Below are 19,984 nucleotides of genomic sequence, written 5' to 3' on the forward strand. Positions count from 1 at the left end.
CGCCCGTGACCGGCATCGTGCTGACCGACGTCACCAGGATCCACCGCGGCGGAGCGCCCGCCGTCGCGAACCTGTCGCTCGAGATTCCCGCGGGCGCCTTCTGCGTGCTGACCGGGCCGGCGGGGAGCGGCAAGTCCACCCTGCTGCGCCTGATCGCGGGCGTGGAGCCGCTGACGGCGGGCGTCATCGAGATCGGCGACGCGGTCCGGCAGTCCTGGCGCGCCGGACGCGACGACGTCGCCGAACTGGTCGACCCGCAGTCGCTGCGGCCGCGGCGGACGCTCTACGACAACATGTCACACGGGCTGACCACCCATGGGCTGAGCAGGAAGGACGCCCAGGAACGGGTCCTGCGAGCCGCCGACGACCTCGCGCTGGCGCCGGCCTTGGCCCGCCGCCCCGCCCAGGTGTCGGCGGGCGAGCGCAGCCGGGCCGCGCTCGCCCGCGCCTTCACGCGGCGGCCGCGCGCGCTTCTGTTCGACGAGCCTCTGGCGAACCTGGAGCCGCGCGAGCGCCTGGCGCTTCGGCGCCGGATCCGTGAACTGCACAGGGCCTCGGGCGTCACGACGGTCTACGCCACGCATGACGTCGCCGACGCGCTCGCCCTGGCCGACCTGCTCGTGGTGATGGAGAACGGCGCCGTGGTGGAGGCCGGGCCGCCCGCCGAGCTCTACGACCGCCCCCGGCGTCGGCGCGCGGCCGAACTCCTCGGCGCGCCGCCGATGAACATCCTTCCGGTGCGGGCGAACCAGACGGGACTGTCGCTCGAGGACGGCACGCATCTCGGCGGCGCGAGCGTCATGACCACGGCCGTCTACGCTTATCTGGGCGTCCGTCCCGAGAGGCTCTTCGTCCTCGATGACGCGTCGCCACAGCCCGGCGCGAAGCTTCCCGTCACGGTGGAGGAGGTCGAAGCCGCGGGGGCGGACGTCTACGTCCACGGCCGGGTCGGCGCGCACCCGGTCACGGCCCGCCTGACAGGCCGTCCCGAGATCGGCCCGGACGGCCGGGTGGTCCTCGGCGCCCGGCGCGAGCATCTCCACATGTTCGACGTCGAAAGCGGCGAGCGCCTCTAGGGGCGACGCGGGTCAGCCCCCCGCTACGGTCGCTTGAAAGCGGATCGTATTGAAACCATCTTGACGCTTGGCCGGGCCCCGGCCATCGGAGCGCTTTATTTACGAGGCTCCGTCAAAGTCGCTTCCTGCGAGGACTTTGAGCGATGTCGCGTCTGACGAGTCTACAGAGTCCGTTCCTGCTCGGTTTTGACGGGCTGGAACGCGTGCTCGACCGTGTGGCCAAGAGCGCCGACGGCTATCCCCCCTACAATATCGAGCGCCTCACGCCGAAGGACGGGGAGCCTGAGCGGCTGCGGATCACGCTGGCGGTCGCAGGCTTCGCCCCCGACCAGATCGAGGTCACGCTCGAGAAGAACGAACTCGTCATACGCGGCCGCCCGCCGGCGGAACGGGAGGATCGACAGTTTCTCCACCGGGGAATCGCGGCGCGCCAGTTCACCCGCGCCTTCGTTCTCGCCGAAGGCATGGAGGTTCTCGGCGCGGATCTTGCGACGGGGCTTCTGGTGGTCGACCTCGCGCGGCCGGAACCGAAGCGTTCGGTCCAGCGTATCGCGATAAGGGCGCGCGATGAAAACCGCCGCATCGCGGAGAAGGAGTGAGTCATGGTGCGTGGAAATTCAGGCAACGAAGCCCGCAATCCGCTGACCCCCGCGGAATTCGCCGCGATCGGCGACGGTCACATCGCTTATGTGAAGCCGATCCTCTCGCAGGATCTCAACGCGCTGTTTCCGGAAGCTCCGGAACTCGAGCCCGGCCTCGAACTGTTCGCTCTTCTCGGCGCGGACGGCGTCCCGATCGTGGTCGCCGACACGCGTGAGGCGCTGATCGAAAGCGCGCGCGAGCACGAGCTGGTCACCGTCAGCCTGCACTGAAGGAAGGCGCCCCCCGGGGCGCCTTCGTCTGCGCCTCACGCAGCGTTCGAGGCGACGACCTGTGTGAGCACGGCGTGCAGCGCGCTTGCGTCGCGCGAGGCGCGCAGCTTCTGGGCGGTCAGCGGATCCCGCAGCACGCGGGCGACCCGCGCCAGCGCCTTCAGATGATCCGCCCCGGCGGTTTCCGGCGCGAGCAGCAGGAAGACCAGATCGACCGGCTCGCCATCGAGCGCGTCGAAGTCGATCGGGCGGTCGAGCCGCGCGAACAACCCGAACAGATGATCGAAGCTCGGCAGCTTGCCGTGCGGGATCGCGATGCCGGCCCCCACGCCTGTCGAGCCCAGCCTCTCGCGCTGCAGCAGCGTGTCGAAGACTTCCCGCTCCGGCAGGCCGGTGAGCTCGGCCGCGCGCGCGGCGAGCTCCTGCAGCGCCTGTTTCTTCGAGTTCACCTTCAGCGCCGGCAACACGGCGTTCGGCGCTATGAGATCGCTCAGGGGCATCAGACGTCTCAACCTTGCGTCGCGGCGCTCAGAGACGAAGCCTCCAGGCTTCCGCTCCGTCAATGGGCCGCTGAATGTCTCAATGGCCGTCGGCGCCGCCCGAGGGCGGATCGATCCAACCGACGTTCCCGTCTGACCGTCGATACACGATGTTTACGCGTCCATGGCTCGCATGCCGGAACACCACGACCGGCGCGCCGGTGAGGTCAAGCTCCATCACCGCGAAGCCGACCGTCATGCGACGCAGAGGCTTGGTGGTTTCCGCCACGATCACAGGGCTCCAGCCTTCCGCCTCCTCCACGCCGTCGGAGGGCGACTCGAACACCACATAGGACAGCGGGTCGCTGTTGTCGGCGTCGGCGTGATGGTCGCGCAGGCGATTCTTGTACCGCTTGAGCCGCGTCTCGATCCGGTCCGCGGCCTGGTCGAAGCTCGCATACGCGTCCGGCGCCTCGCCGGCCGACTGCAGCACGATTCCGCTGTCGAGATGAAGCGAACATTCGGTCCGGAAGCCCGCGCCGTCCTTGCTGACGGTCACATGGCCGGAGAATCCCCCGCCGAAATATTTCGTCATCGCGTCGGAAATCCGGTCCTGAACCTGTCCGCGAAGGGCCTCGCCGAGATCGAGGTTCTTCCCGGAAATGCGCAAGCCCATGTAGTCCGCTCCACTCAGGACGTCCGGCAGCAGGCTGGATCGGCAGCGCCAGCGAGGGTTGGTCAAGGAGTAAGAGCGGCGGCACGCGAAGTCAATCAAGCCTCCCGGCGCCTGTGGAGACCTCTAAACCACTGCGATTACACTAAAAACTGAACTAGACCGATTCGGCCGCCGCCTTCTTCTCACGCCGCCTTTGGACCGAGGACGGGATGCGCAGGCTTTCGCGATATTTCGCGACGGTGCGGCGGGCGATCTCGACCCCGCTGTCGTGGAGCCGTTTCACGATGGTGTCGTCGGACAGCACGTCGTCCGGACTCTCCGCGTCGATCATGAGCTTGATGCGGTGCCGGACGGCTTCCGCCGAATGCGCCTCGCCGCCTTCCGCGTTCGCGATCGCGGCCGTGAAGAAGTACTTGAGCTCGAAAACGCCCCGCGGCGTCGCGATGTACTTGTTCGCGGTGACGCGCGAGACCGTCGACTCGTGCATGCCGATGGCGTCGGCGATCATCCTGAGATTGAGCGGCCGCAGATGCGCCACGCCGCGGGTCAGGAAGCCGTCCTGCTGCCGCACGATCTCGGTCGCGACCTTGAGGATGGTGCGGGCGCGCTGCTCGAGGCTGCGGGTCAGCCAGTTCGCGGTCTGAAGGCACTCGGTCAGGAAGGTTTTCTCGACCTCGTTCTTCGCGATCTTCACGACCTTCGCGTAGTAGGACTGGTTCACCAGCACGCGCGGCAGCGAGTCCGCCACCAGCTCGACGATCCAGGAGCCGTCGGGGGCGGCGCGGACGATCACGTCCGGCACGACCGGCTGGACGATCTCGGCGCCGAACATGTGCCCGGGCTTCGGGTCGAGCCGGCGGATCTCGGCCAGCATGTCCAGAAGATCCTCGTCGTCGACGCCGCACAGCCGGCGGAGCGCGGCGTAATCGCGCCGGGCGGCGAGTTCGAGATTCTCCACCAGCGCCTGCATCGCCGGGTCGAAGCGGTCTCGCTCGCGGAGCTGGAGGGCCAGGCACTCCTGCAGCGAGCGCGCGCCGACTCCGGTCGGCTCGAAGGTCTGGATGACCGCCAGCACCCGCTCCACCGCCGGGAGCGGCGCGGCCAGCCGCTCCGCGACGGTCTCCAGAGGCTCCCGCAGATAGCCCGCAGGGTCCACCAGATCGATCAGATGCGCGCCGATCAGCCGCTCGGTCGGATCCGTGACCGTGAGGGCGAGCTGGCGCTCCAGATGGTCGGCCAGCGTGGTCCGCTCGGCCACATAGGCCTCGAGGTCGGCGCCTTCGCCCGAATAGGCGCCGCCGGCGCCGAGGCCGGACCAATCCCCGGGCTCGGGCGTGGCCGGAAGCGTCGGCCGCTCCGCGGACTGAGGCGCGTCATCCGGAAAGACGTTTCCGAAGTCGGTGTCGAGCCGGGCCTCGATGGAGGAGCGGGATTCGGGTTCGACCGCGTCGCCCCACGACTCGTCGGCCTCGCGCTCGGCGGAGCTCGCCCCGGACGCCTCCGGCGCGGCCTGCTGGCCATCGTGGAGCTCCAGAAGGGGGTTCTGCTCGAGCTCGCGATCCACATAGGCGGCGAGGTCGAGGCTCGAGAGCTGCAACAGCTTGATCGCCTGCATCAGCTGCGGCGTCATCACCAGCGACTGGGATTGGCGCAGCTGAAGCTTCGGGGTCAGAGCCATCAGGCGAGTGCTCTCCGGCGCGAGCCGCCGGTCGTGCGATGACGACGAGCCGGCTCGAACCTAAATTCGTTACGCGCGGGCGGCGGACGCCCAGTGGGCCAATTCTTGCATGAGGATGGCCTGCGCGTCTCTTAAAGCCGAAATTCCTCCCCGAGGTAAAGCCGCCGCACGTCCTGGTTCTCGACGATCTGCTCCGGCGAGCCCTCCATCAGCACGCCCCCGGCATGGATGATGTAGGCGCGGTCGATCAGCCCGAGCGTCTCGCGCACATTGTGGTCGGTGATCAGGACGCCGATCCCGCGGTTGGTGAGATGACGCACCAGGGCCTGGATGTCGCCGACCGCGATCGGATCGATGCCGGCGAACGGCTCGTCCAGCAGCATGAAGCTCGGCCGGCTGGCGAGCGCCCGGGCGATCTCGACGCGGCGGCGCTCGCCGCCCGACAGCGCGATGGACGGGGATTTGCGCAGCCCTGTGAGGCCGAACTCGTCCAGCAGCGCGTCGAGGTCGTGCTTGCGCTTGGCGCGGTCGGGCTCGACCACCTCCAGCACCGCGCGGATGTTGTCCTCGACCGAGAGCCCGCGAAAGATCGAGGCCTCCTGCGGCAGATAGCCGATGCCGAGCCGGGCGCGCCGGAACATCGGCAGCCGCGTCACGTCGGCCCCGTCGAGCTCGATGCGGCCGCGGTCCACCGGCACAAGGCCGGTGATCATGTAGAACACCGTCGTCTTGCCCGCGCCGTTGGGCCCGAGCAGGCCGACCGCCTCGCCCCTGCGGACCCACAGGCTCACGTCCTTCACGACGGAGCGCGCGCCGTAGCTCTTGGCGAGGTTGGTGGCGGAAAGCGCGCCGTCCCCGCCGGTGGTCGCGTAGTCGAACTCCGTCATGTTGCGGCTCGACGCGCCGCCGCCCGAGCCATCAGGCGCCGCGAGCGCAGGGCGGCTGGAGGCGCCGCGCGAAATCACGGACAAGGTCGGCTCCATTCGGGCTTCTTGACGATCGCGTCGTTCAGTTCTTGGCGGACCCGGCCTGATCCCGCTGGCGCGGCTTGAAGACGCCCTGGACGCGCCCGCTGCCGCCGCTTTCCACGCGCGAGGTCTGCGTGGTCATGTTGACGTGGAGCCGGTCGCCCCGCACGACGTTGCCGTTCTGGGTCACCACCACGCCGCCGGTGAGATCCGCGGTGTTCGCCTGCGTGTCGAACACGCCGCGCGCGCCGGTCGCCCGCTGATCCTTCTGCGTGACGACGACGTCGCCCTCGGCCTCCATGCGACGGATGTCGCGGCCGGCTTCGGGCGTCGCTCCGCCGGCCGGAGCCTTGGTCTCGCCCTGGGTCGGCTTCACCCCGCCGGCGTTGGCGGGAGACTTGTTCTTGTCGTAGTAGAAGATCGTCAGCTTGCGTGAGGTCAGGGTCGACTCGCCCTGCTTCATCACCACGTTGCCGGTGAAGATCGCCGACTGCTCCTGGTCCCGCACCTCGAGATTGTCGGCCTCGATGTTCACGGGCTCGTCGGACTTCAGCGAGAAGCCGGAAAAGGCGCTGGTGACGCCCTGCTGCTGTTGCGCCGCAGCGGGCGAAGAGACGGCGAGCACGGCAAGCACGGCAAGCTGAAATCTCATCGTCGACTCCTCGTCCGCGGCCGGGACAGGCTTCCCTCTGCGCCTGCCCGCGCAGCGCCGTCTTTCGTGTCCGGCTTGCCGGGCGCCGTCAACTGGTCTCGTGACGTTCTTGCGACGCCGGACGCCTTGCGAGGTATGAAGAGGACGCGCCTGCGACAAGCGTCCCGGCCGCGCTCAGGTGTGGGCGAAGATGTCGCTGTCGGCCCAGCCCGCGAGGTCAAGCGCGGCGCGCACCGGCACGAAGGCGAAGCAGGCGTCTGCGAAGGCCGAGCGACCCTCGCGCGCAAGCAGCGTGTCGAGCCGCTCGCGAAGTGCGTGGAGATAGAGCACGTCGCTCGCCGCATAATTGAGCTGCGCTTCCGAAAGCTCCTCCGCGCCCCAGTCGGACGACTGCTGCTGCTTGGAGATCTCGACGCCGAGAAGCTCGCGCACGAGGTCCTTGAGGCCGTGCCGGTCGGTGTAGGTGCGCACCAGCTTGGAGGCGATCTTGGTGCAGTAGACCGGCTCGGTCATCACGCCGAACGCCTTGTAGAGCGCGGCGACGTCGAAGCGCGCGAAGTGGAAGAGCTTCTGGACCGAGCGGTCGCGCAGCAGGCGCTCGAGATTGGGCGCGCTGTTCTGGCCCGGCGCGATCTGCACGAGATCCGCGGAGCCGTCGCCGGTCGAGAGCTGCACCAGGCAGAGCCGGTCGCGATTGGGATTGAGGCCGAGGGTTTCGGTGTCGATCGCGACGGCGGCGCCCGCCGCATAGCCGTCGGGAAGATCGCCGCGGTGGAACCGGATCGTCATGCTGCCGCCTCTGGAAGGATCGGACGCGCGCCGACGGCGGCCCTGAAGGGGAGAGGCCGCCCCGGCGCCGCGAAATCTCGCGGCGCCGGTCAGCGGCTTGGTGCCCAGGAGAGGACTCGAACCTCCACGGTGTTACCCACACGGACCTGAACCGTGCGCGTCTACCAGTTCCGCCACCTGGGCTCGCGGCGGGTCTTAGGGGGCCGGAGGCCGCCGTGTCAATGGCGTAGGCGACGCGGCGGTCGCTTTACGGCCCCCGGCTTCTGTCTTAGGTCTGGCCTGCCCGCGGCGCGAGGCCGCAAGGAGACCAGAAGAATGACGATCGCTGAAGTCCGCCGGCCGGTCGGGGACAAGCTCGTCACCGTGTTCGGCGGCTCCGGTTTCATCGGCCGGCACGTGGTGCGCGCGCTCGCCCGCGACGGCTGGCGCGTCCGAGTCGCGGTCCGCCGGCCGGATCTCGCCGGTCATCTGCAGCCGCTCGGCGGCGTCGGCCAGATCGTGGCCGTGCAGGCCAATGTCCGCTTCCCCGAATCGGTCGCGCAGGCGGTGCAGGGCGCGGACGCCGTGGTGAACCTCGTCGGCATCCTGTCCGAGAGCGGCAAGCAGAGCTTCGACGCCGTGCAGGCCCGCGCTCCGGGCGTCGTGGCGGCGGCCGCGCGCGCCGCCGGCGTCGCCCGGTTCGTGCAGATGTCGGCGATCGGCGCCGACCGCGCCAGCCGCGGCCTCTACGGGCGCAGCAAGGCTGCGGGCGAGGAGGCGGTCCTGGCCGTCTATCCGGACGCCGTGATCCTGCGTCCCTCGGTGGTGTTCGGCCCGGAGGACCAGTTCTTCAATCGCTTCGCCGCCATGGCGCGGATGTCTCCGGCGCTGCCGCTGGTCGGCGGCGGCCGCACCCTGTTCCAGCCCGTGTTCGTGGGCGACGTCGCCGAGGTCGTGGCGCGCGCCGTCTCGGGCGCGGTTCCGGGCGGCCCGCAGGCCTACGAGCTTGGCGGACCCGAGACCCTGAGCTTCAAGGACATCCTGCGCTACGTGCTGAAGACCACCTGCCGGCGACGCCTGCTCGCGCCGCTGCCGTTCGGGCTGGCGCGCATGGCCGGACGCGTTCTCCAGATTCTCCCCAATGCGCCGTTGACGGCGGATCAGGTGGCGATGCTGGAGACCGACAACGTCGTGTCCCAGGAGGCGCGCGCCGCCGGCCGCACCCTGGAAGGCCTCGGCATCGTCCCGACCCCGTTCGACGCCGTCGCGCCGAGCTATCTCTGGCGGTTCCGCAGGGCCGGCCAGTTCGAGAGAGCCCGGCAGGAAGGCTGAGCGGAGCCGCGGCGGCGGTTTGCCTCGCCGTCGCGATGGCGGTATCGGACGCGCCTCGCCCCGAGGCGGGCTTTAGGAAGGCGCCGACGTGAAAGCCATCATTCTGAGCGCAGGCCAAGGCCGGAGACTGCTGCCGCTTACGGCCGAGACGCCGAAGTGCCTGATCCCGTTCGCGGGCCGTCCGCTGGTCGAGTGGCAGGTCCGCGCGCTCGCGGAGGCGGGCGTTACCGACATCGTGGTCGTGACCGGGTTCGAGGCCGGCAAGGTCGAGGCCGCGCTCGACGCCATCCGCCTGCCGGGCGTGACCGTCCGGGCGACCCACAACCCGTTCTTCGAGCTGGCCGACAATCTGGCGAGCTGCTGGATCGCGCGCCACGAGATGAAGGGGCCGTTCCTCATCCTGAACGGCGACACGCTGATCGAGCCCGAGATCGCCCGCCGCGTCCTCGCCGATCCGGCCACCGCGCCGATCACGGTCACGATCGACCGCAAGGCCGAGTACGACACCGACGACATGAAGGTCCGCACCGAGGGCGACCGGCTGCTCGCGATCGGCAAGACGCTGCCGAACGATCTCGTCACCGGCGAATCCATCGGCTTCCTGCGCTTCACCGAGGAAGGCTGCCGCGCCTTCGTGAGCGAGATCGAGCGCCTGATGCGCTCGGAGGAAGGCCTCAAGCGCTGGTATCTCTCCGCGATCGACGGCATCGCCCGCTACCACAGCAATGTCGGGGTGCGGTCTATCGAAGGGCTCGAGTGGAGCGAACTCGATTTCCCGGCCGATCTCGATCGCGGCGTCGCCATGACCGAAGGCTGGGTGAAGCGCGGCCTCTGAAGCCCTACTGGCTCGCCCAGACGATCCGGGCGATCCAGGCGATCTCGCTCGGGGCGAAGGAGCGATCAGGATATTCGTGGTTGAGCGAGCGCAGCTCGACCTGCTTGGCGGTGCGCCGCGCGAGCTCCTTCGCCATCACCTCGCCGTCCATGGTCTTGACGATCACGCGGTCGCCCCGCCTCACGGCCGCGCCGGGCGCCACCAGCACCACGTCGCCCTCGCGGAACGCGGGCGCCATGGAGTCGCCCGAGATCTCCAGCGCATAGACGTGCTCGCGATCCACGTCCGGAAACGCGATCTCGTCCCAGCCCTGGCCGGTCGGAAACCCGGCGTCGTCGAAGAAGCCGCCCTGCCCGGCCTGGGCCAGCCCGATCAGCGGGACGTTCTGGCGCAGCCGCGGCGAGCCTTCCACAAGCAGGCTCATGAAGCTGTCGAGGTTCGTCGCGGTCGCCTCGAGCGCCTTGGCGATCGACTCGGTCGAAGGCCAGCGCGGCCGGCCGTCCGGCGCGATGCGCTTGGAGCGGTTGAACGTCGTCGGATCGAGGCCCGACTTCCGGGCGAGCCCGGACGCCGACAGCCCGTTCTTCGCCGCGAGGGCGTCGATCGCAGCCCAGATCTGGCCGTGGCCTAGCATGTTCCTGATGGTCCCCTGGCCGCCGCGAGGCGAGACCTGTTTGATAGGAATTAGTACCTTTTCAGGCCGGTGTCCACCTTCCGGGGAGGCCGGGCTTGTCCGACGATCCGAGCGGTCCTAAAGCTCCCGCGTCGCCGCACAACGTTCTGCGGCGGAACGTGTTCCGCCCTGCGCCGCGCAGGGCGAAGCCGGAGCGAGCGATGCCTCCTGTGATCTACAAGATCGCGCCGTCCGGCCTGTGGGCCGAAGCCGACCGCATCGGCCGCTTCACGGGCGCGCCGGTCGACCACGCCGACGGCTACATCCACTTCTCGACCGCCGAACAGGCGCGGGAGACGGCCGCGAAGCACTTCGCCGGCCAGCAGGAGCTGCTGCTGGTCGCGGTCGACGCGGCGGCGCTCGGGACGGATCTCAAGTGGGAGCCGTCCCGCGGCGGCGCCCTGTTCCCGCACCTTTACGGGGAGCTGCCGCTTTCCGCGGTGATGTGGGCGAAGCCGCTGCCGCTCGGGCCGGACGGGCTGCACGTCTTTCCGGAGCACATGCGGTGATCGCCCCCTTCTGGCCGCTGCTGCGCGCCGCGCTGCATGCGCTGTCGCCCGAACCTGCGCATCTCGCGACGCTCGCGGCGCTGGAGCGGCTGCCGCGCCGCGCTCCGCCCCCGGACGACCCGCGGCTCGCGGTGCGCGCCTTCGGGCTCGACTTTCCGAATCCGATCGGCCTCGCCGCGGGCTTCGACAAGGACGCGCGCGCGCCGGACGCTCTGCTCGGGCTCGGCTTCGGCTTCGTGGAGATCGGCTCCGTCACGCCCCGCCCGCAGCCCGGCAATCCCAAGCCGCGCCTGTTCCGGCTGACGCAGGACGGCGCGATCGTGAACCGCATGGGGTTCAACAATGAGGGCGCGGAGGCGGCCCGCAGGCGGCTGGCGGCCCGCGCCGGGAGACCGGGCCTCATCGGCGTCAACATCGGCGCGAACAAGGACGCCGCGGACCGCACGGCGGACTATGTGGCCGGGGTGAGGACCTTCGCGCCCTACGCGTCCTTCTTCACCGTCAACATCTCGTCGCCGAACACGCCCGGCCTGCGCGACCTGCAGGCGCGCGCGGCGCTCGACGATCTGGTCGCGCGCGTCATCGCGGCGCGGGACGAGGCCGCGGCGGCCTCCGGCCGCCGCCCCGTCCTGCTGAAGATCGCGCCGGACCTCGACCTGCCCGGCCTCGACGACGTCGTCGCGGTGGCGCGCGCCCGCGGGCTCGACGGGCTGATCGTCTCGAACACGACGCTCGCGCGGCCCGCCTCGCTGCGCGATCCGGCCGCGAAGGAAGCCGGCGGCCTTTCGGGGGCGCCGCTGTTCCGCCGCTCCACCTGGATGCTCGCCGAGGCCTTCCTGCGCATGGAGGGCGCGATGCCGCTCGTCGGCGTCGGCGGGATCGCGTCGGGCGCCGACGCGCTCGCCAAGCTGCGCGCGGGCGCGACCCTGGTCGAGCTCTACAGCGCGCTGGTTTTCGAGGGCCCCGGACTGGTTCAGGCCATCAAGGCGGATCTGCTGGCGGCGCTGCCCTCCGGGGCCGGCTCGCTCGCCTCCCTGACCGGCCGGGACGCCGCGGCGGTCGCCGCGGCGGGGCCGGGCGGCTGAGCGCCTAGCGGCCGGAGCCGATGCGGAAGACCCGCAGCAGGATCCAGATCGGCACGACCACCACGGCGCCGATCAGGAAATAGCGCCCGATCAGACGCAGCAGGTCCGCGCTGTTGGCGATCGCGTCCCTGACCAGATGGCTCGCCCAGCGGAAGATCTCGAAGGCGTCGAGGTCGAGCTGGTCGAGCACCAGCCCGACGATCACGCAAAGCAGCGCGAGCCGGGCCAGAACGCCGATCGGCGAGCCGCCGAACACGCGGGTGAGGCCGGCCGATCCGTAGCGCATGCGTCCTGGCTCCCCGTCGCGGCGGAAGATCATGTGACCGGCTCCTCGGCGGGCGTGGCCGACCGCGCCAGCTCGCCGTCGAGCGCGCGACGGATAAGTTCGCGGGTCTCCTCGACGCCGTAAAGCGCCGCGAAGGAGCCGAAGCGCGGCCCCTTCTCCTGCCCGATCAGGATCCGGTACAGCGCCGAGAACCATTCCTGCGACACGCCGGGCCGCTCGGGCGTGGCGCCCTTGGCCTTGAAGTCCTGGTAGCGCGGCACGGCCCGGCCGACGTCGTAGAGCGCCTCCTGGACCTGCTCGGGGGTCGGATCGGCGTCGAGCTGGCCCAGCGCGTCGGCCAGCCGCTCGAGCGCCTCGCGCTCGACCTCGTCCGGCGCCGAGAAGCGCTTGGTCGGCTTCACATGGTCTTCGTAGTAGCGCAGCGCGTAGCCGACGAGTTCGTCGAGCTTCGGATGGGTCTCGGGGCTGACGCCCGGCGCGTAGCGGCCGATGAAGCCCCACAGCACGGACCGGTTCTCGGCGTTGGAGGCGGAGACCAGGTTCAGCAGCAGGGCGAAGGTCACCGGCATGTCGATCACCGGCGGGCGGCCGCCATGGATGTGCCAGACCGGGTTGCCGAGCTGCTGCTTCGGCTCCTGCCGCGGGAAGCCGCCGAGGAACTGGAAATACTCGTCGACCGCGCGCGGAATGACGTCGAAGTGCAGCTTCTTCGCCTCGCGCGGCTTCTGGAACATGTAGAGCGACAGGCTCTCCGGGCTCGCATAGGTGAGCCACTCGTCGATCGTCAGCCCGTTGCCCTTGGACTTCGAGATCTTCTGCCCCTTCTCATCGAGGAACAGCTCGTAGTTGAAGCCCTCCGGCGGCGTTCCGTCGAGCGCGCGGCAGATCTGGTTCGCGAGCTTGACGGAGTCGATCAGGTCCTTGCCGGACATCTCGTAGTCGACCTCGAGCGCGGTCCAGCGCATCGCCCAGTCGGGCTTCCACTGCAGCTTCACATGGCCGCCCGTCACCGGGCTCTCGAACCGCTCGCCGGTCTCGGGATCGCGCCACACGATCGTGCCGGCGGAGACGTTCCGCTCCTCGATCGGCACCTGCATGACCACGCGCGTCTTCGGATGGATCGGCAGGAAGGGCGAATAGGTCGCGGACCGCTCCTCGCGGAGCGAGGGCAGCATGATCTCCATGACCCGCTCGAAGCGCTCCAGCATCAGCAGCAGCGTCTCGTCGAAACGGCCCGAGCGGTAGTATTCGGTCGAGGAGGCGAACTCGTAGTCGAAGCCGAACTGATCCAGGAACGCCCGCAGCCGCGCATTGTTGGCGGCGCCGAAGGATCCCTCGGGGCTGCCGAACGGGTCCGGCACCTCGGTCAGCGGCTTGCCCAGATTGGCGCGCAGCAGCTCCTGGTTCGGGACGTTGTCCGGAACCTTGCGCAGCCCGTCCATGTCGTCCGAGAAGCACAGCAGCCGCGTCGGGACCTTGTCCTCGGTCAGCGTCCGGAAGGCGTTCCGCACCATGGTGGTGCGGGCGACCTCGCCGAAGGTGCCGATATGCGGCAGGCCCGAGGGGCCATAGCCGGTCTCGAACAGCACCGGACCGTCCTTCGGCCGCTTCTTCAGCCGCTCGACGAGCTTTTTCGCTTCCTCGAACGGCCAGGCGTTCGAGGTGCGGGCGAGTTCGGCGAGAGCTGCGGGATCGGCGATCGTCATCTGCATGCGGGGTCCGGTCGAAAGGGGGCGCACGTTAAGAACGGCTTCCCGCACGCGTCAATGACGCGCGGGTCACCAGATCCCGATGGGGAAGTGCTTCAGGTAGATCTCCGCATAGGCGCCGGACTCGTCCAGGCGCTGCAGCGCGTAGTCGATCGCCTGCCGCAGCTTCTCGTCTCCGGGCTTGAGCAGGACCCCCACCCCCTCGCCGAAATAGCGCGCGTCCACATAGGGTCCCCCGACGAAGCGGCAGCAGCCGTTGGACGAGGTGCCGTTGAGCCAGAAGGCGAGCGCGACCGCGTCGCCGAACGCCAGCTCGGCCTCGCCGTCCCGGACCGCCGCCCGCGCGGCGTCCGCCTTCTCGAAGGTCTTGAGCTGCGCCTTGGGAAAGAAGGCCTTGAGAAAGGCCTCGTGCGCCGAGCCCGTCACGACCGCGACGGCGCGGCCGGCGAGCGCTTCGGGCGTCGCCTCCGCGGGCGCCTTGTCGCGCCGCGCCACGAAGCGCGCAGGCGTCTGATGCACGCGCGCCGACATGGCGAAGCGCGATCGGAGCTCCGGCGACGGCCGGACCATCGCCAGGATGACGTCCGCCTGGCGCTTGTCGATCGTGTCGAGCAGCGCGTCCCAGCGCCATGCCTGCAACGTGCAGGCGATCTTGAGCTCGCTGCAGACCGCCCGAGCCAGATCGACCGCGAAGCCGGCGGGCTGACCGTCGGCGTCGATGTAGTGGAACGGCGCGTAATCGTCGCCCGTCGCCCACCGGACGACCCGGCCGGCGGGCAGGTTCGGGCCTTCGATCCGCGCGTTCGGGTCGGAGAAGCGCGGGATGACGACGGCCGGTTGCGCGGCTCCCGCGGCCGCTTGCGCGGCTCCTGCGGGCGCAGGAGCCGCTGCGCGGCCGGACGAGACGGCGAGGCAAGCCAGGGCGACCACAGCCAGCGCGCTTCTCAGCAGGTACGCGGAAACACCTAGAGGTTGCATTCGACTCGACTCCTCGCCCGGGCCAATCTTACACTTTCGGCCTTGGCTTGGCGTGCACGCGCCGCTCGCGCGGCGCTCCGGGGGGCGAGGCTCGCGTCAGCTTGTACATCGGTCCAGCTCAAGAGAGCGCTGGGCGCGCCGAGGCCGCGCGTCTTGCCTGGCCGGCCGCGCGGCCTGCAGCACGCGGCCCGGAGGCGCGGCCGCACGCGGCGACGCCCGCCCTGCCGCCCGAGTTCGCCGCGCTCGCCGCCAACGGCTTCCCGCCCGGTCCTCTCATGCATGCGCTCGCGGAGGCGGAGCGGGCAGGCGTCGCGCCGTTCGACGCGCTGGCGGCGTCCTGCGGGCTCGAGGAGGACGCGCTGACGGCGACGCTCGCCGCGAGCCTCGGCGTCGGGCTCGTCGGCCCGGAGGATTTCGAGGGCGAGCCCATCGACGCCGACGCGTATGCGCTCGCGCTCCGCACAGGCGTGCTGCGGGCGACCACGGCGGACGGTCGGAGCCGGCTGATCATCGCGGCGCGCGGGCCGCGGATCGGGCGGCTGGCGCTCGTGGGACGCGGACGCGCCCGCCAGATCAACGTGGCCCTCGCGGGGACGCGCGCCTTCGCGGATCTTCTGACCGCGCGCGCCGGGGCCGCGCTCGCAGAGCGCGCCTGTCAGGGCCCTGGGCTGACCTTCCCGAAGCTCACGGTCGCCGGGCTGCCGGCGGTCGCGCCGGTCCTTCGCTACGCCGCCTCAGCGACGCTGCTGGCGGCGGCGCTCTGCGCCTTCTGGTTCGACGCGGTGGGCCTCGCGGTGATCGCCGGCTCGGGGCTGCTGTTCGCGACCCTCAACGGCTTCCGGCTGTGGCTCGCCTGCACCCCGCCGAGCGACCGCAAGCCGCAGCGGCGGACCGCCGACCGGGATCTGCCGCTCTATACGGTGCTGGTCGCGCTCGCGAAGGAGGCGGCGGTCGTCCCGGGGCTGCTGGACGCTCTTGAGGCTCTCGACTACCCGGCGGCCAAGCTCGACATCAAGCTGCTGATCGAGGAGGGCGACCGCGAGACGCTCGGGGCGCTCGAGGCGCGCCCGCCGCGGCCGGGCACGGAGGTGCTCGTCCTGCCGCCCGGCGGGCCGAAGACGAAGCCGCGGGCGCTCAATGCGGGGCTGCTCGGCGCGCGCGGCCAGTTCCTGACCGTGTTCGACGCCGAGGACCGGCCGGACCCCGACCAGCTCCGCGTGGCGCTCGAGGCCTTCCGCTGCGGGCCTCCCGAGCTCGCCTGCGTCCAGGCGCGCCTCGCGATCGACAATGTCGCCGACGGCTGGCTCGCCCGCCAGTTCGCCATCGAGTACGCCGCGCTGTTCGACGTCGTGCTGCCGGCGCTCGGCACGCTCGGCCTGCCGATCGCGCTCGGCGGCACGTCCAATCACTTCCGGACGGCGGCTCTGAGATCGGTCGGCGGCTGGGACCCGGGCAACGTCACCGAGGACGCCGATCTCGGGCTGAGGCTGGCGCGGCTCGGCTGGTCGACGCGCACCATCGCCTCGACCACCTGGGAGGAAGCGCCGCTGCGGCTGTGGCCGTGGCTCAAGCAGCGGACGCGCTGGATCAAGGGCTTCATGGTGACCGCGGTGGTTCACGGCCGCGATCTGCCAGGCCTCGCCCGGCGGCTCGATCCGCTGAGCTTCGCGGCCGCTCAGCTGCTGATCGGCGGGGTCGCGGCGACCGCCCTCGCCTATCCGGTCGTGCTCGCGCTCATCCTGTGGCGCGGGCTGGACGGCTCGCTGCTGGCCCCGGCCGAGAGCCTCGCAGGCGCGGCCTTCGCCGGCCTCCACGTCACCAACCTGATCGTGGGCTACTCGGCCGGTCTCGCCTGCGGCTGGATGGGAATCGACCGGCGCGGCCCCTCCGGACTGGCGCAGGACCTGTTCACGATGCCGTTCTACTGGCTCCTGGTGGGCGTCGCGGCGTGGCGCGCGCTCTACCAGATCGCGGTCGCGCGGACGACGCACTGGGAGAAGACGGCCCATGGCGTCTCCCGCCGCCGCGCGCAGCCCGATCAGGTGTAGCGGCGGATCTCCGCCGCGAGCTCCTCCGGCGGGCGCTTCGGATTGATCGGCGCCACGAAGTTTCCGTTGCGGTCCATCAGATAGATCACCGCGGTGTGGTCCATCGTGTAGTCGCCGCCTTCGAGCGGCTGCTTCTTGGCGTAGGCCTTGTAGGCCTTGACCATGGCGTCGACCTGCTCCTGCGTGCCCGTCAGCCCGCGGATGCGCGGCGAGAAGCTCTTGAGGTAGTCCCTGAGCGCCTGCGGCGTGTCCCTCTCCGGGTCGACCGTGACGAAGAACGCCTCGGTCTTCTCGGCGTCCGCGCCCATGGCGTTGAGCGCCTGGGTCATCTCGTAGAGCGCGGTGGGGCACACGTCCGGGCAGTGCGTGAAGCCGAAGAACACGAGGTGCGGCTTGCCCTTCATGTCCGCCTCGGTGACCGTCCGCCCCTCCTGATCCACCAGCCTGAACGGGCCGCCGACCGTCGAGGTCTGCGTGGCGGTCAGCCCGCGGTCCTGGAAGTGCAGAAGCCCCGCTCCGAGGCCGACCGCCCCGAGGGCGAACACGACCGCGCCGGCGAAGAACGCGTTTCGAGGGGACATGACCGAACTCCGTCAGAAGCACGCGGCCAGCGCGGAGAACGCGGCCTGCATGAACACCGAAGCGCCTTCCGACGCCCAAAGCGCGGCGCCGCCGAGGGCGAGCATCGCCGCGCCGAGGCCCGCCGCGATCCAGGAGGCCACGGCGAGCCGCGACCCCGTCGCGGCGCTCTCCGGCTGAACCCGACCTCCGCTCATGCGGCTCCTCGACTGCGGCGTTCCGCCGGCGCTTCCTACGCCTCTCGCGTCCCCGCGTCGACGCGCCGCCGATCAAAACCCCGCGTTTCGGGGACGGAGACGCCTCAGCAGACTCTTGTCCGCCGCCGCCGGCCATCTTATGGTCTCGCCGCCGCGGGCGTAGTTCAATGGTAGAACGGCAGCTTCCCAAGCTGCATACGAGGGTTCGATTCCCTTCGCCCGCTCCAGATTTTTCTGAAATCACCAGCGCCTGCGTGACGGCCGTTCCCGCCGAGACGTGTTCCTGCGCGCAGGAAGGCGTCGGAGCGTCAGCGGCTTCGACGCTGACGCCCGCCTCGGTTCAGGAGCGAAGTTCCGGCGCGAGGCGCTTCGCGAACAGGCCGGCGTCGTCGGGCTGGGCGCGTTCGATCGCGGCGGCGGCCGCCACCACGTCGTCCTCGCCGAGCGCGCGCCCGACGATCTGGAGACCGACCGGCATGCCGTCGGCGGCGAGGCCGGCCCGCACAGAGGCCGCCGGGTTTCCGGTGAGGTTGAACGGGTAGGTGTAGAACACCCAGCTCACCAGCGTGCGGTCCTCCAGGCCCTCCGGCACGTCCACGCCGGCCGGCACGCTCGCCTTGGGCAGCGTCGGCGACAGCAGCAGGTCGTAGCCCTCGAAGAAGCGGCGCACCTTGTCGCGCAGCGCATAGCGCTCGAACACCGTGGCGTAGTAGCCGCGCATCTCCTGCGCCAGCGCCGCCTCGAGCACCACCGCGACCGCCGGATCGAGCAGTTCGCGCTTGGTCTCCACCACGCTGCGCAGGCGCGTGCCGACGCCGGCGTAGAACTCCGCCATCCAGAGGTCGCCCGGATCGCCTTCGAACACGCCGTCGACCTCCTCGACGATCGCGCCCTCGTCAGCGAGCCGCCTGGCCGCGGCCTCCGCGATGGCCACCACCTCCGGATCGGGGCGGGCGTAGCCGAGCGTCGGGCTCCAGGCCACGCGCAGGCCTTCGACGCCGCGCGCCACCGCGCCCTGCACGTCCGGGACCGGCCCCGCCACCGAGAAGGGATCGCGCGGGTCGTAGCCGGCGATCGCGGAGAACATCAGCGCCGCGTCCTCGATCGAGCGCGCGATCGGCCCGACATGGGCCAGCGTCGGCGTCGCCGAGGTCGGCCATACGGCGACGCGCCCGAACTGGCCCTTGATGCCGGCGAGGCCCGTCAGGCTGCAGGGAATGCGGATCGAGCCGCCGCCGTCGGTGCCGAGCGCGAGCGGCGTGATCCCCGCCGCGACCGAAGCCGCGGCGCCGGCGCTCGATCCGCCGGGCGTCTTCGTCAGGTCCCAGGGGTGGCGCGTCACGCCGGTGAGCGGGCTGTCGCCGACCGGCTTGCAGCCGAACTCCGAGGTCGTGGTCTTGCCGATCAGGATCGCGCCGGCGGCCTTGGCGCGCTCGACCGCGGGCGCGTCGACGTCCGCGACGTTGTCCGCCGTGGCGCGCGAGCCGGACGCATAGCGCTGGCCCTTCACGGCCATCAGGTCCTTGGCCGAGAACGGCACGCCGTGGAGCGGGCCGAGCGCGTCGCCGCGCAGCACCGCGGCCTCAGCCTCGCGCGCGGCGTCCAGCGCCTCGTTCTCCATCAGCAGGAAGAAGGCGTTGAGCGAGCCTTGCGTCGCCGCCGCGCGGTCCAGCGCGCGGCGCGTGAGCTCGACCGGCGAGACGGCCCTGGTCGCCACCATCCGCGCGAGCGCGGTCGCGCTCATGAAGTCGAAGTCGGCGGACATGGTCGCTCTCCGGGCGGGTGCGGTCTTAAAGAGGCGGCCCGCCTCGGCCGTCATGCCCGGCTGCCGCCGGGCATGACGATGGTGGGCTATCTCGACGGGATCAGTTGACGATCGCGAAGGCGCGGACCGGGGAGCCGGAGCCGCCCTTGAACTTGATCGGCACGCCGAAGAACTGGAATTCGCCGGCGCCGACGAGCTCCTCGAGGTTGACCAGCCACTCCCAGTGGCTGACGCCGAGGTCGCGGCAGAGGCGATGCTGCGCGAAGATGTTGTCGGTCGGCTTGTCGGTCGAAGGACCTTCGACGCCGTGCATCTTGGAGCCGCGGTCATAGAGCCACTGGGTGGCTTCGACGGTCAGCAGCGGGTTCTTCCACACGGAGTCGAGGCCCGGATAGTTGCGGGCGTGGAAGCCGGTGCAGAGCAGCACGATGTGGCCATCGACCTTGACGCCGCACTTCTCCTCGGCCGCCTCCATGTCGGCGACGGTGATGTCGCCGAGGTCCGGGATGTGGCGCAGGTCGAAGCACAGCGCCTTGCCCATGAACATCTCGAGCGGCATCTCGTCGATCGGCGCGCCGTTCGGGTTCACGTGCTTGAAGGCGTCCACATGGGTGCCGACGTGGTCGAGCATCGCGATGAAGTTGGTCTGGAACGTCATCGCGTCGCCGGGCACGCCCAGATTGAACGCGGCCGAGCTCTCATGGCTGAGGTGGGTGGTGATGACCGGCCGCTGAAACAGCTTGTGGGCCGGCATGTTGTCTTCGACGGTGAGGCTGAGGTCGACGACGCGGGACATGGATGCTCCTTGGATGAGGTGTC

22 protein-coding genes and 2 tRNA genes are annotated in these 19,984 nt (G+C 70.4%); 9 read left to right on the forward strand and 15 right to left on the reverse strand.

The genetic code is table 11. The features are described from left to right. Positions 1-5: 5 nt before the first annotated feature. The 3 genes from GGR24_RS07745 (at position 6) to GGR24_RS07755 (ending at position 1,948) form a co-directional block, all read left to right on the forward strand. The gene (locus GGR24_RS07745; protein WP_183394772.1) at positions 6-1,076 is read left to right on the forward strand and encodes an ATP-binding cassette domain-containing protein; all 1,071 of its coding nucleotides are present in this window, start codon (positions 6-8) and stop codon (positions 1,074-1,076) included. Positions 1,077-1,219: 143 nt separating this feature from the next. Further along, positions 1,220-1,675 (forward strand): Hsp20 family protein, encoded by a 456-nt coding sequence (locus GGR24_RS07750; RefSeq protein ID WP_183394773.1) that lies wholly within the window; start codon positions 1,220-1,222, stop codon positions 1,673-1,675. Between the two features lie 3 nt (positions 1,676-1,678). Next, entirely contained in the window at positions 1,679-1,948 is a 270-nt protein-coding gene (locus GGR24_RS07755; protein WP_183394774.1) for a BQ00720 family protein, read from the forward strand. Positions 1,949-1,983: 35 nt separating this feature from the next. Here GGR24_RS07755 and ptsN read toward each other — a convergent pair whose 3' ends face one another. From ptsN to GGR24_RS07790, 7 genes are all read right to left on the reverse strand, one after another. After that, positions 1,984-2,448, reverse strand: a complete 465-nt coding sequence (gene ptsN / locus GGR24_RS07760; RefSeq protein ID WP_183394775.1) for a PTS IIA-like nitrogen regulatory protein PtsN — start codon at positions 2,446-2,448, stop codon at positions 1,984-1,986. A 79-nt stretch (positions 2,449-2,527) separates the two neighbouring features. Then, the gene (gene hpf, locus GGR24_RS07765; RefSeq protein WP_183394776.1) at positions 2,528-3,103 is read right to left on the reverse strand and encodes a ribosome hibernation-promoting factor, HPF/YfiA family; all 576 of its coding nucleotides are present in this window, start codon (positions 3,101-3,103) and stop codon (positions 2,528-2,530) included. A gap of 154 nt (positions 3,104-3,257) precedes the next feature. Beyond that, the gene (gene rpoN, locus GGR24_RS07770) at positions 3,258-4,781 is read right to left on the reverse strand and encodes an RNA polymerase factor sigma-54 (protein ID WP_183394777.1); all 1,524 of its coding nucleotides are present in this window, start codon (positions 4,779-4,781) and stop codon (positions 3,258-3,260) included. A gap of 131 nt (positions 4,782-4,912) precedes the next feature. Further along, the gene (gene lptB / locus GGR24_RS07775; protein ID WP_246398164.1) at positions 4,913-5,764 is read right to left on the reverse strand and encodes an LPS export ABC transporter ATP-binding protein; all 852 of its coding nucleotides are present in this window, start codon (positions 5,762-5,764) and stop codon (positions 4,913-4,915) included. Between the two features lie 25 nt (positions 5,765-5,789). Then, on the reverse strand, positions 5,790-6,401 hold the full coding sequence (locus GGR24_RS07780) for an LptA/OstA family protein (protein ID WP_183394778.1): 612 nt from the start codon (positions 6,399-6,401) through the stop codon (positions 5,790-5,792). A gap of 174 nt (positions 6,402-6,575) precedes the next feature. Continuing rightward, positions 6,576-7,190 (reverse strand): ribonuclease D, encoded by a 615-nt coding sequence (locus tag GGR24_RS07785; protein WP_183394779.1) that lies wholly within the window; start codon positions 7,188-7,190, stop codon positions 6,576-6,578. Between the two features lie 98 nt (positions 7,191-7,288). Beyond that, positions 7,289-7,373: transfer RNA gene (locus GGR24_RS07790), tRNA-Leu, on the reverse strand. A 132-nt stretch (positions 7,374-7,505) separates the two neighbouring features. Here GGR24_RS07790 and GGR24_RS07795 point away from each other — a divergent pair. Both GGR24_RS07795 and GGR24_RS07800 read left to right on the forward strand, forming a co-directional pair. Further along, the gene (locus tag GGR24_RS07795; protein ID WP_183394780.1) at positions 7,506-8,501 is read left to right on the forward strand and encodes a complex I NDUFA9 subunit family protein; all 996 of its coding nucleotides are present in this window, start codon (positions 7,506-7,508) and stop codon (positions 8,499-8,501) included. 88 nt (positions 8,502-8,589) lie between these two features. Beyond that, positions 8,590-9,336, forward strand: coding sequence for a sugar phosphate nucleotidyltransferase (locus GGR24_RS07800; protein WP_183394781.1), 747 nt, complete (start codon positions 8,590-8,592; stop codon positions 9,334-9,336). A gap of 4 nt (positions 9,337-9,340) precedes the next feature. Here the strand turns inward: GGR24_RS07800 and GGR24_RS07805 are convergent, their stop codons facing one another. Further along, positions 9,341-9,970 (reverse strand): S24 family peptidase, encoded by a 630-nt coding sequence (locus tag GGR24_RS07805; RefSeq protein WP_183394782.1) that lies wholly within the window; start codon positions 9,968-9,970, stop codon positions 9,341-9,343. 200 nt (positions 9,971-10,170) lie between these two features. On the opposite strand from GGR24_RS07805, the gene GGR24_RS07810 reads away from it, so the two are divergent. Then, the gene (locus GGR24_RS07810) at positions 10,171-10,518 is read left to right on the forward strand and encodes a DUF952 domain-containing protein (protein WP_183394783.1); all 348 of its coding nucleotides are present in this window, start codon (positions 10,171-10,173) and stop codon (positions 10,516-10,518) included. Continuing rightward, positions 10,515-11,603 (forward strand): quinone-dependent dihydroorotate dehydrogenase, encoded by a 1,089-nt coding sequence (locus tag GGR24_RS07815; protein WP_183394784.1) that lies wholly within the window; start codon positions 10,515-10,517, stop codon positions 11,601-11,603. The genes GGR24_RS07810 and GGR24_RS07815 overlap by 4 nt, the downstream gene beginning before the upstream one ends. A 4-nt stretch (positions 11,604-11,607) precedes the next feature. Here the strand turns inward: GGR24_RS07815 and GGR24_RS07820 are convergent, their stop codons facing one another. The 3 genes from GGR24_RS07820 to GGR24_RS07830 form a co-directional block, all read right to left on the reverse strand. Further along, a complete protein-coding gene (locus GGR24_RS07820; RefSeq protein ID WP_183394785.1) occupies positions 11,608-11,922 on the reverse strand; it encodes a DUF6460 domain-containing protein in 315 nt (104 codons plus the stop codon). After that, positions 11,919-13,595 carry a lysine--tRNA ligase gene (locus tag GGR24_RS07825; RefSeq protein ID WP_183395202.1) on the reverse strand — a complete coding sequence of 559 codons (1,677 nt, stop codon included), beginning with the start codon at positions 13,593-13,595 and terminating at the stop codon, positions 11,919-11,921. The genes GGR24_RS07820 and GGR24_RS07825 overlap by 4 nt, the downstream gene beginning before the upstream one ends. Before the next feature lie 72 nt (positions 13,596-13,667). Beyond that, positions 13,668-14,576, reverse strand: coding sequence for a transporter substrate-binding domain-containing protein (locus GGR24_RS07830; protein ID WP_183394786.1), 909 nt, complete (start codon positions 14,574-14,576; stop codon positions 13,668-13,670). Between the two features lie 275 nt (positions 14,577-14,851). Between GGR24_RS07830 and GGR24_RS07835 the strand changes: the two genes are divergently transcribed. Further along, positions 14,852-16,624 carry a glycosyltransferase family 2 protein gene (locus GGR24_RS07835; protein ID WP_183394787.1) on the forward strand — a complete coding sequence of 591 codons (1,773 nt, stop codon included), beginning with the start codon at positions 14,852-14,854 and terminating at the stop codon, positions 16,622-16,624. Here GGR24_RS07835 and GGR24_RS07840 read toward each other — a convergent pair. Continuing rightward, positions 16,615-17,205 carry an SCO family protein gene (locus GGR24_RS07840; protein ID WP_183394788.1) on the reverse strand — a complete coding sequence of 197 codons (591 nt, stop codon included), beginning with the start codon at positions 17,203-17,205 and terminating at the stop codon, positions 16,615-16,617. The genes GGR24_RS07835 and GGR24_RS07840 overlap by 10 nt on opposite strands. 12 nt (positions 17,206-17,217) lie before the next feature. Further along, positions 17,218-17,400 (reverse strand): hypothetical protein, encoded by a 183-nt coding sequence (locus GGR24_RS07845; RefSeq protein WP_183394789.1) that lies wholly within the window; start codon positions 17,398-17,400, stop codon positions 17,218-17,220. A 153-nt stretch (positions 17,401-17,553) separates the two neighbouring features. On the opposite strand from GGR24_RS07845, the gene GGR24_RS07850 reads away from it, so the two are divergent. Beyond that, positions 17,554-17,627: transfer RNA gene (locus GGR24_RS07850), tRNA-Gly, on the forward strand. Between the two features lie 113 nt (positions 17,628-17,740). Here the strand turns inward: GGR24_RS07850 and GGR24_RS07855 are convergent. Both GGR24_RS07855 and GGR24_RS07860 read right to left on the reverse strand, forming a co-directional pair. Next, positions 17,741-19,165, reverse strand: a complete 1,425-nt coding sequence (locus tag GGR24_RS07855; RefSeq protein WP_183394790.1) for an amidase family protein — start codon at positions 19,163-19,165, stop codon at positions 17,741-17,743. 100 nt (positions 19,166-19,265) lie between these two features. Beyond that, complete coding sequence (locus tag GGR24_RS07860) at positions 19,266-19,961, reverse strand: cyclase family protein (protein WP_183394791.1); 696 nt, start codon at positions 19,959-19,961, stop codon at positions 19,266-19,268. Positions 19,962-19,984 lie beyond the last annotated feature (23 nt).

Origin of the sequence: Hansschlegelia beijingensis (genome assembly GCF_014196425.1) — a bacterium.
Lineage (GTDB): Bacteria > Pseudomonadota > Alphaproteobacteria > Rhizobiales > Methylopilaceae > Methylopila > Methylopila beijingensis.

What these genes read in the sequence shown, in the direction of transcription:
- GGR24_RS07750 (WP_183394773.1), top strand. Translation starts at nt 1,220, where the DNA reads ATGTCGCGTCTGACGAGTCTACAGAGTCCGTTCCTGCTCGGTTTTGAC.
- GGR24_RS07755 (WP_183394774.1), top strand. Translation starts at nt 1,679, where the DNA reads ATGGTGCGTGGAAATTCAGGCAACGAAGCCCGCAATCCGCTGACCCCC.
- ptsN (WP_183394775.1), bottom strand. Translation starts at nt 2,448, where the DNA reads ATGCCCCTGAGCGATCTCATAGCGCCGAACGCCGTGTTGCCGGCGCTG.
- hpf (WP_183394776.1), bottom strand. Translation starts at nt 3,103, where the DNA reads ATGGGCTTGCGCATTTCCGGGAAGAACCTCGATCTCGGCGAGGCCCTT.
- rpoN (WP_183394777.1), bottom strand. Translation starts at nt 4,781, where the DNA reads ATGGCTCTGACCCCGAAGCTTCAGCTGCGCCAATCCCAGTCGCTGGTG.
- lptB (WP_246398164.1), bottom strand. Translation starts at nt 5,764, where the DNA reads ATGGAGCCGACCTTGTCCGTGATTTCGCGCGGCGCCTCCAGCCGCCCT.
- GGR24_RS07780 (WP_183394778.1), bottom strand. Translation starts at nt 6,401, where the DNA reads ATGAGATTTCAGCTTGCCGTGCTTGCCGTGCTCGCCGTCTCTTCGCCC.
- GGR24_RS07785 (WP_183394779.1), bottom strand. Translation starts at nt 7,190, where the DNA reads ATGACGATCCGGTTCCACCGCGGCGATCTTCCCGACGGCTATGCGGCG.
- GGR24_RS07795 (WP_183394780.1), top strand. Translation starts at nt 7,506, where the DNA reads ATGACGATCGCTGAAGTCCGCCGGCCGGTCGGGGACAAGCTCGTCACC.
- GGR24_RS07805 (WP_183394782.1), bottom strand. Translation starts at nt 9,970, where the DNA reads ATGCTAGGCCACGGCCAGATCTGGGCTGCGATCGACGCCCTCGCGGCG.
- GGR24_RS07810 (WP_183394783.1), top strand. Translation starts at nt 10,171, where the DNA reads ATGCCTCCTGTGATCTACAAGATCGCGCCGTCCGGCCTGTGGGCCGAA.
- GGR24_RS07820 (WP_183394785.1), bottom strand. Translation starts at nt 11,922, where the DNA reads ATGATCTTCCGCCGCGACGGGGAGCCAGGACGCATGCGCTACGGATCG.
- GGR24_RS07825 (WP_183395202.1), bottom strand. Translation starts at nt 13,595, where the DNA reads ATGACGATCGCCGATCCCGCAGCTCTCGCCGAACTCGCCCGCACCTCG.
- GGR24_RS07830 (WP_183394786.1), bottom strand. Translation starts at nt 14,576, where the DNA reads ATGCAACCTCTAGGTGTTTCCGCGTACCTGCTGAGAAGCGCGCTGGCT.
- GGR24_RS07835 (WP_183394787.1), top strand. Translation starts at nt 14,852, where the DNA reads ATGCATGCGCTCGCGGAGGCGGAGCGGGCAGGCGTCGCGCCGTTCGAC.
- GGR24_RS07840 (WP_183394788.1), bottom strand. Translation starts at nt 17,205, where the DNA reads ATGTCCCCTCGAAACGCGTTCTTCGCCGGCGCGGTCGTGTTCGCCCTC.
- GGR24_RS07845 (WP_183394789.1), bottom strand. Translation starts at nt 17,400, where the DNA reads ATGAGCGGAGGTCGGGTTCAGCCGGAGAGCGCCGCGACGGGGTCGCGG.
- GGR24_RS07855 (WP_183394790.1), bottom strand. Translation starts at nt 19,165, where the DNA reads ATGTCCGCCGACTTCGACTTCATGAGCGCGACCGCGCTCGCGCGGATG.
- GGR24_RS07860 (WP_183394791.1), bottom strand. Translation starts at nt 19,961, where the DNA reads ATGTCCCGCGTCGTCGACCTCAGCCTCACCGTCGAAGACAACATGCCG.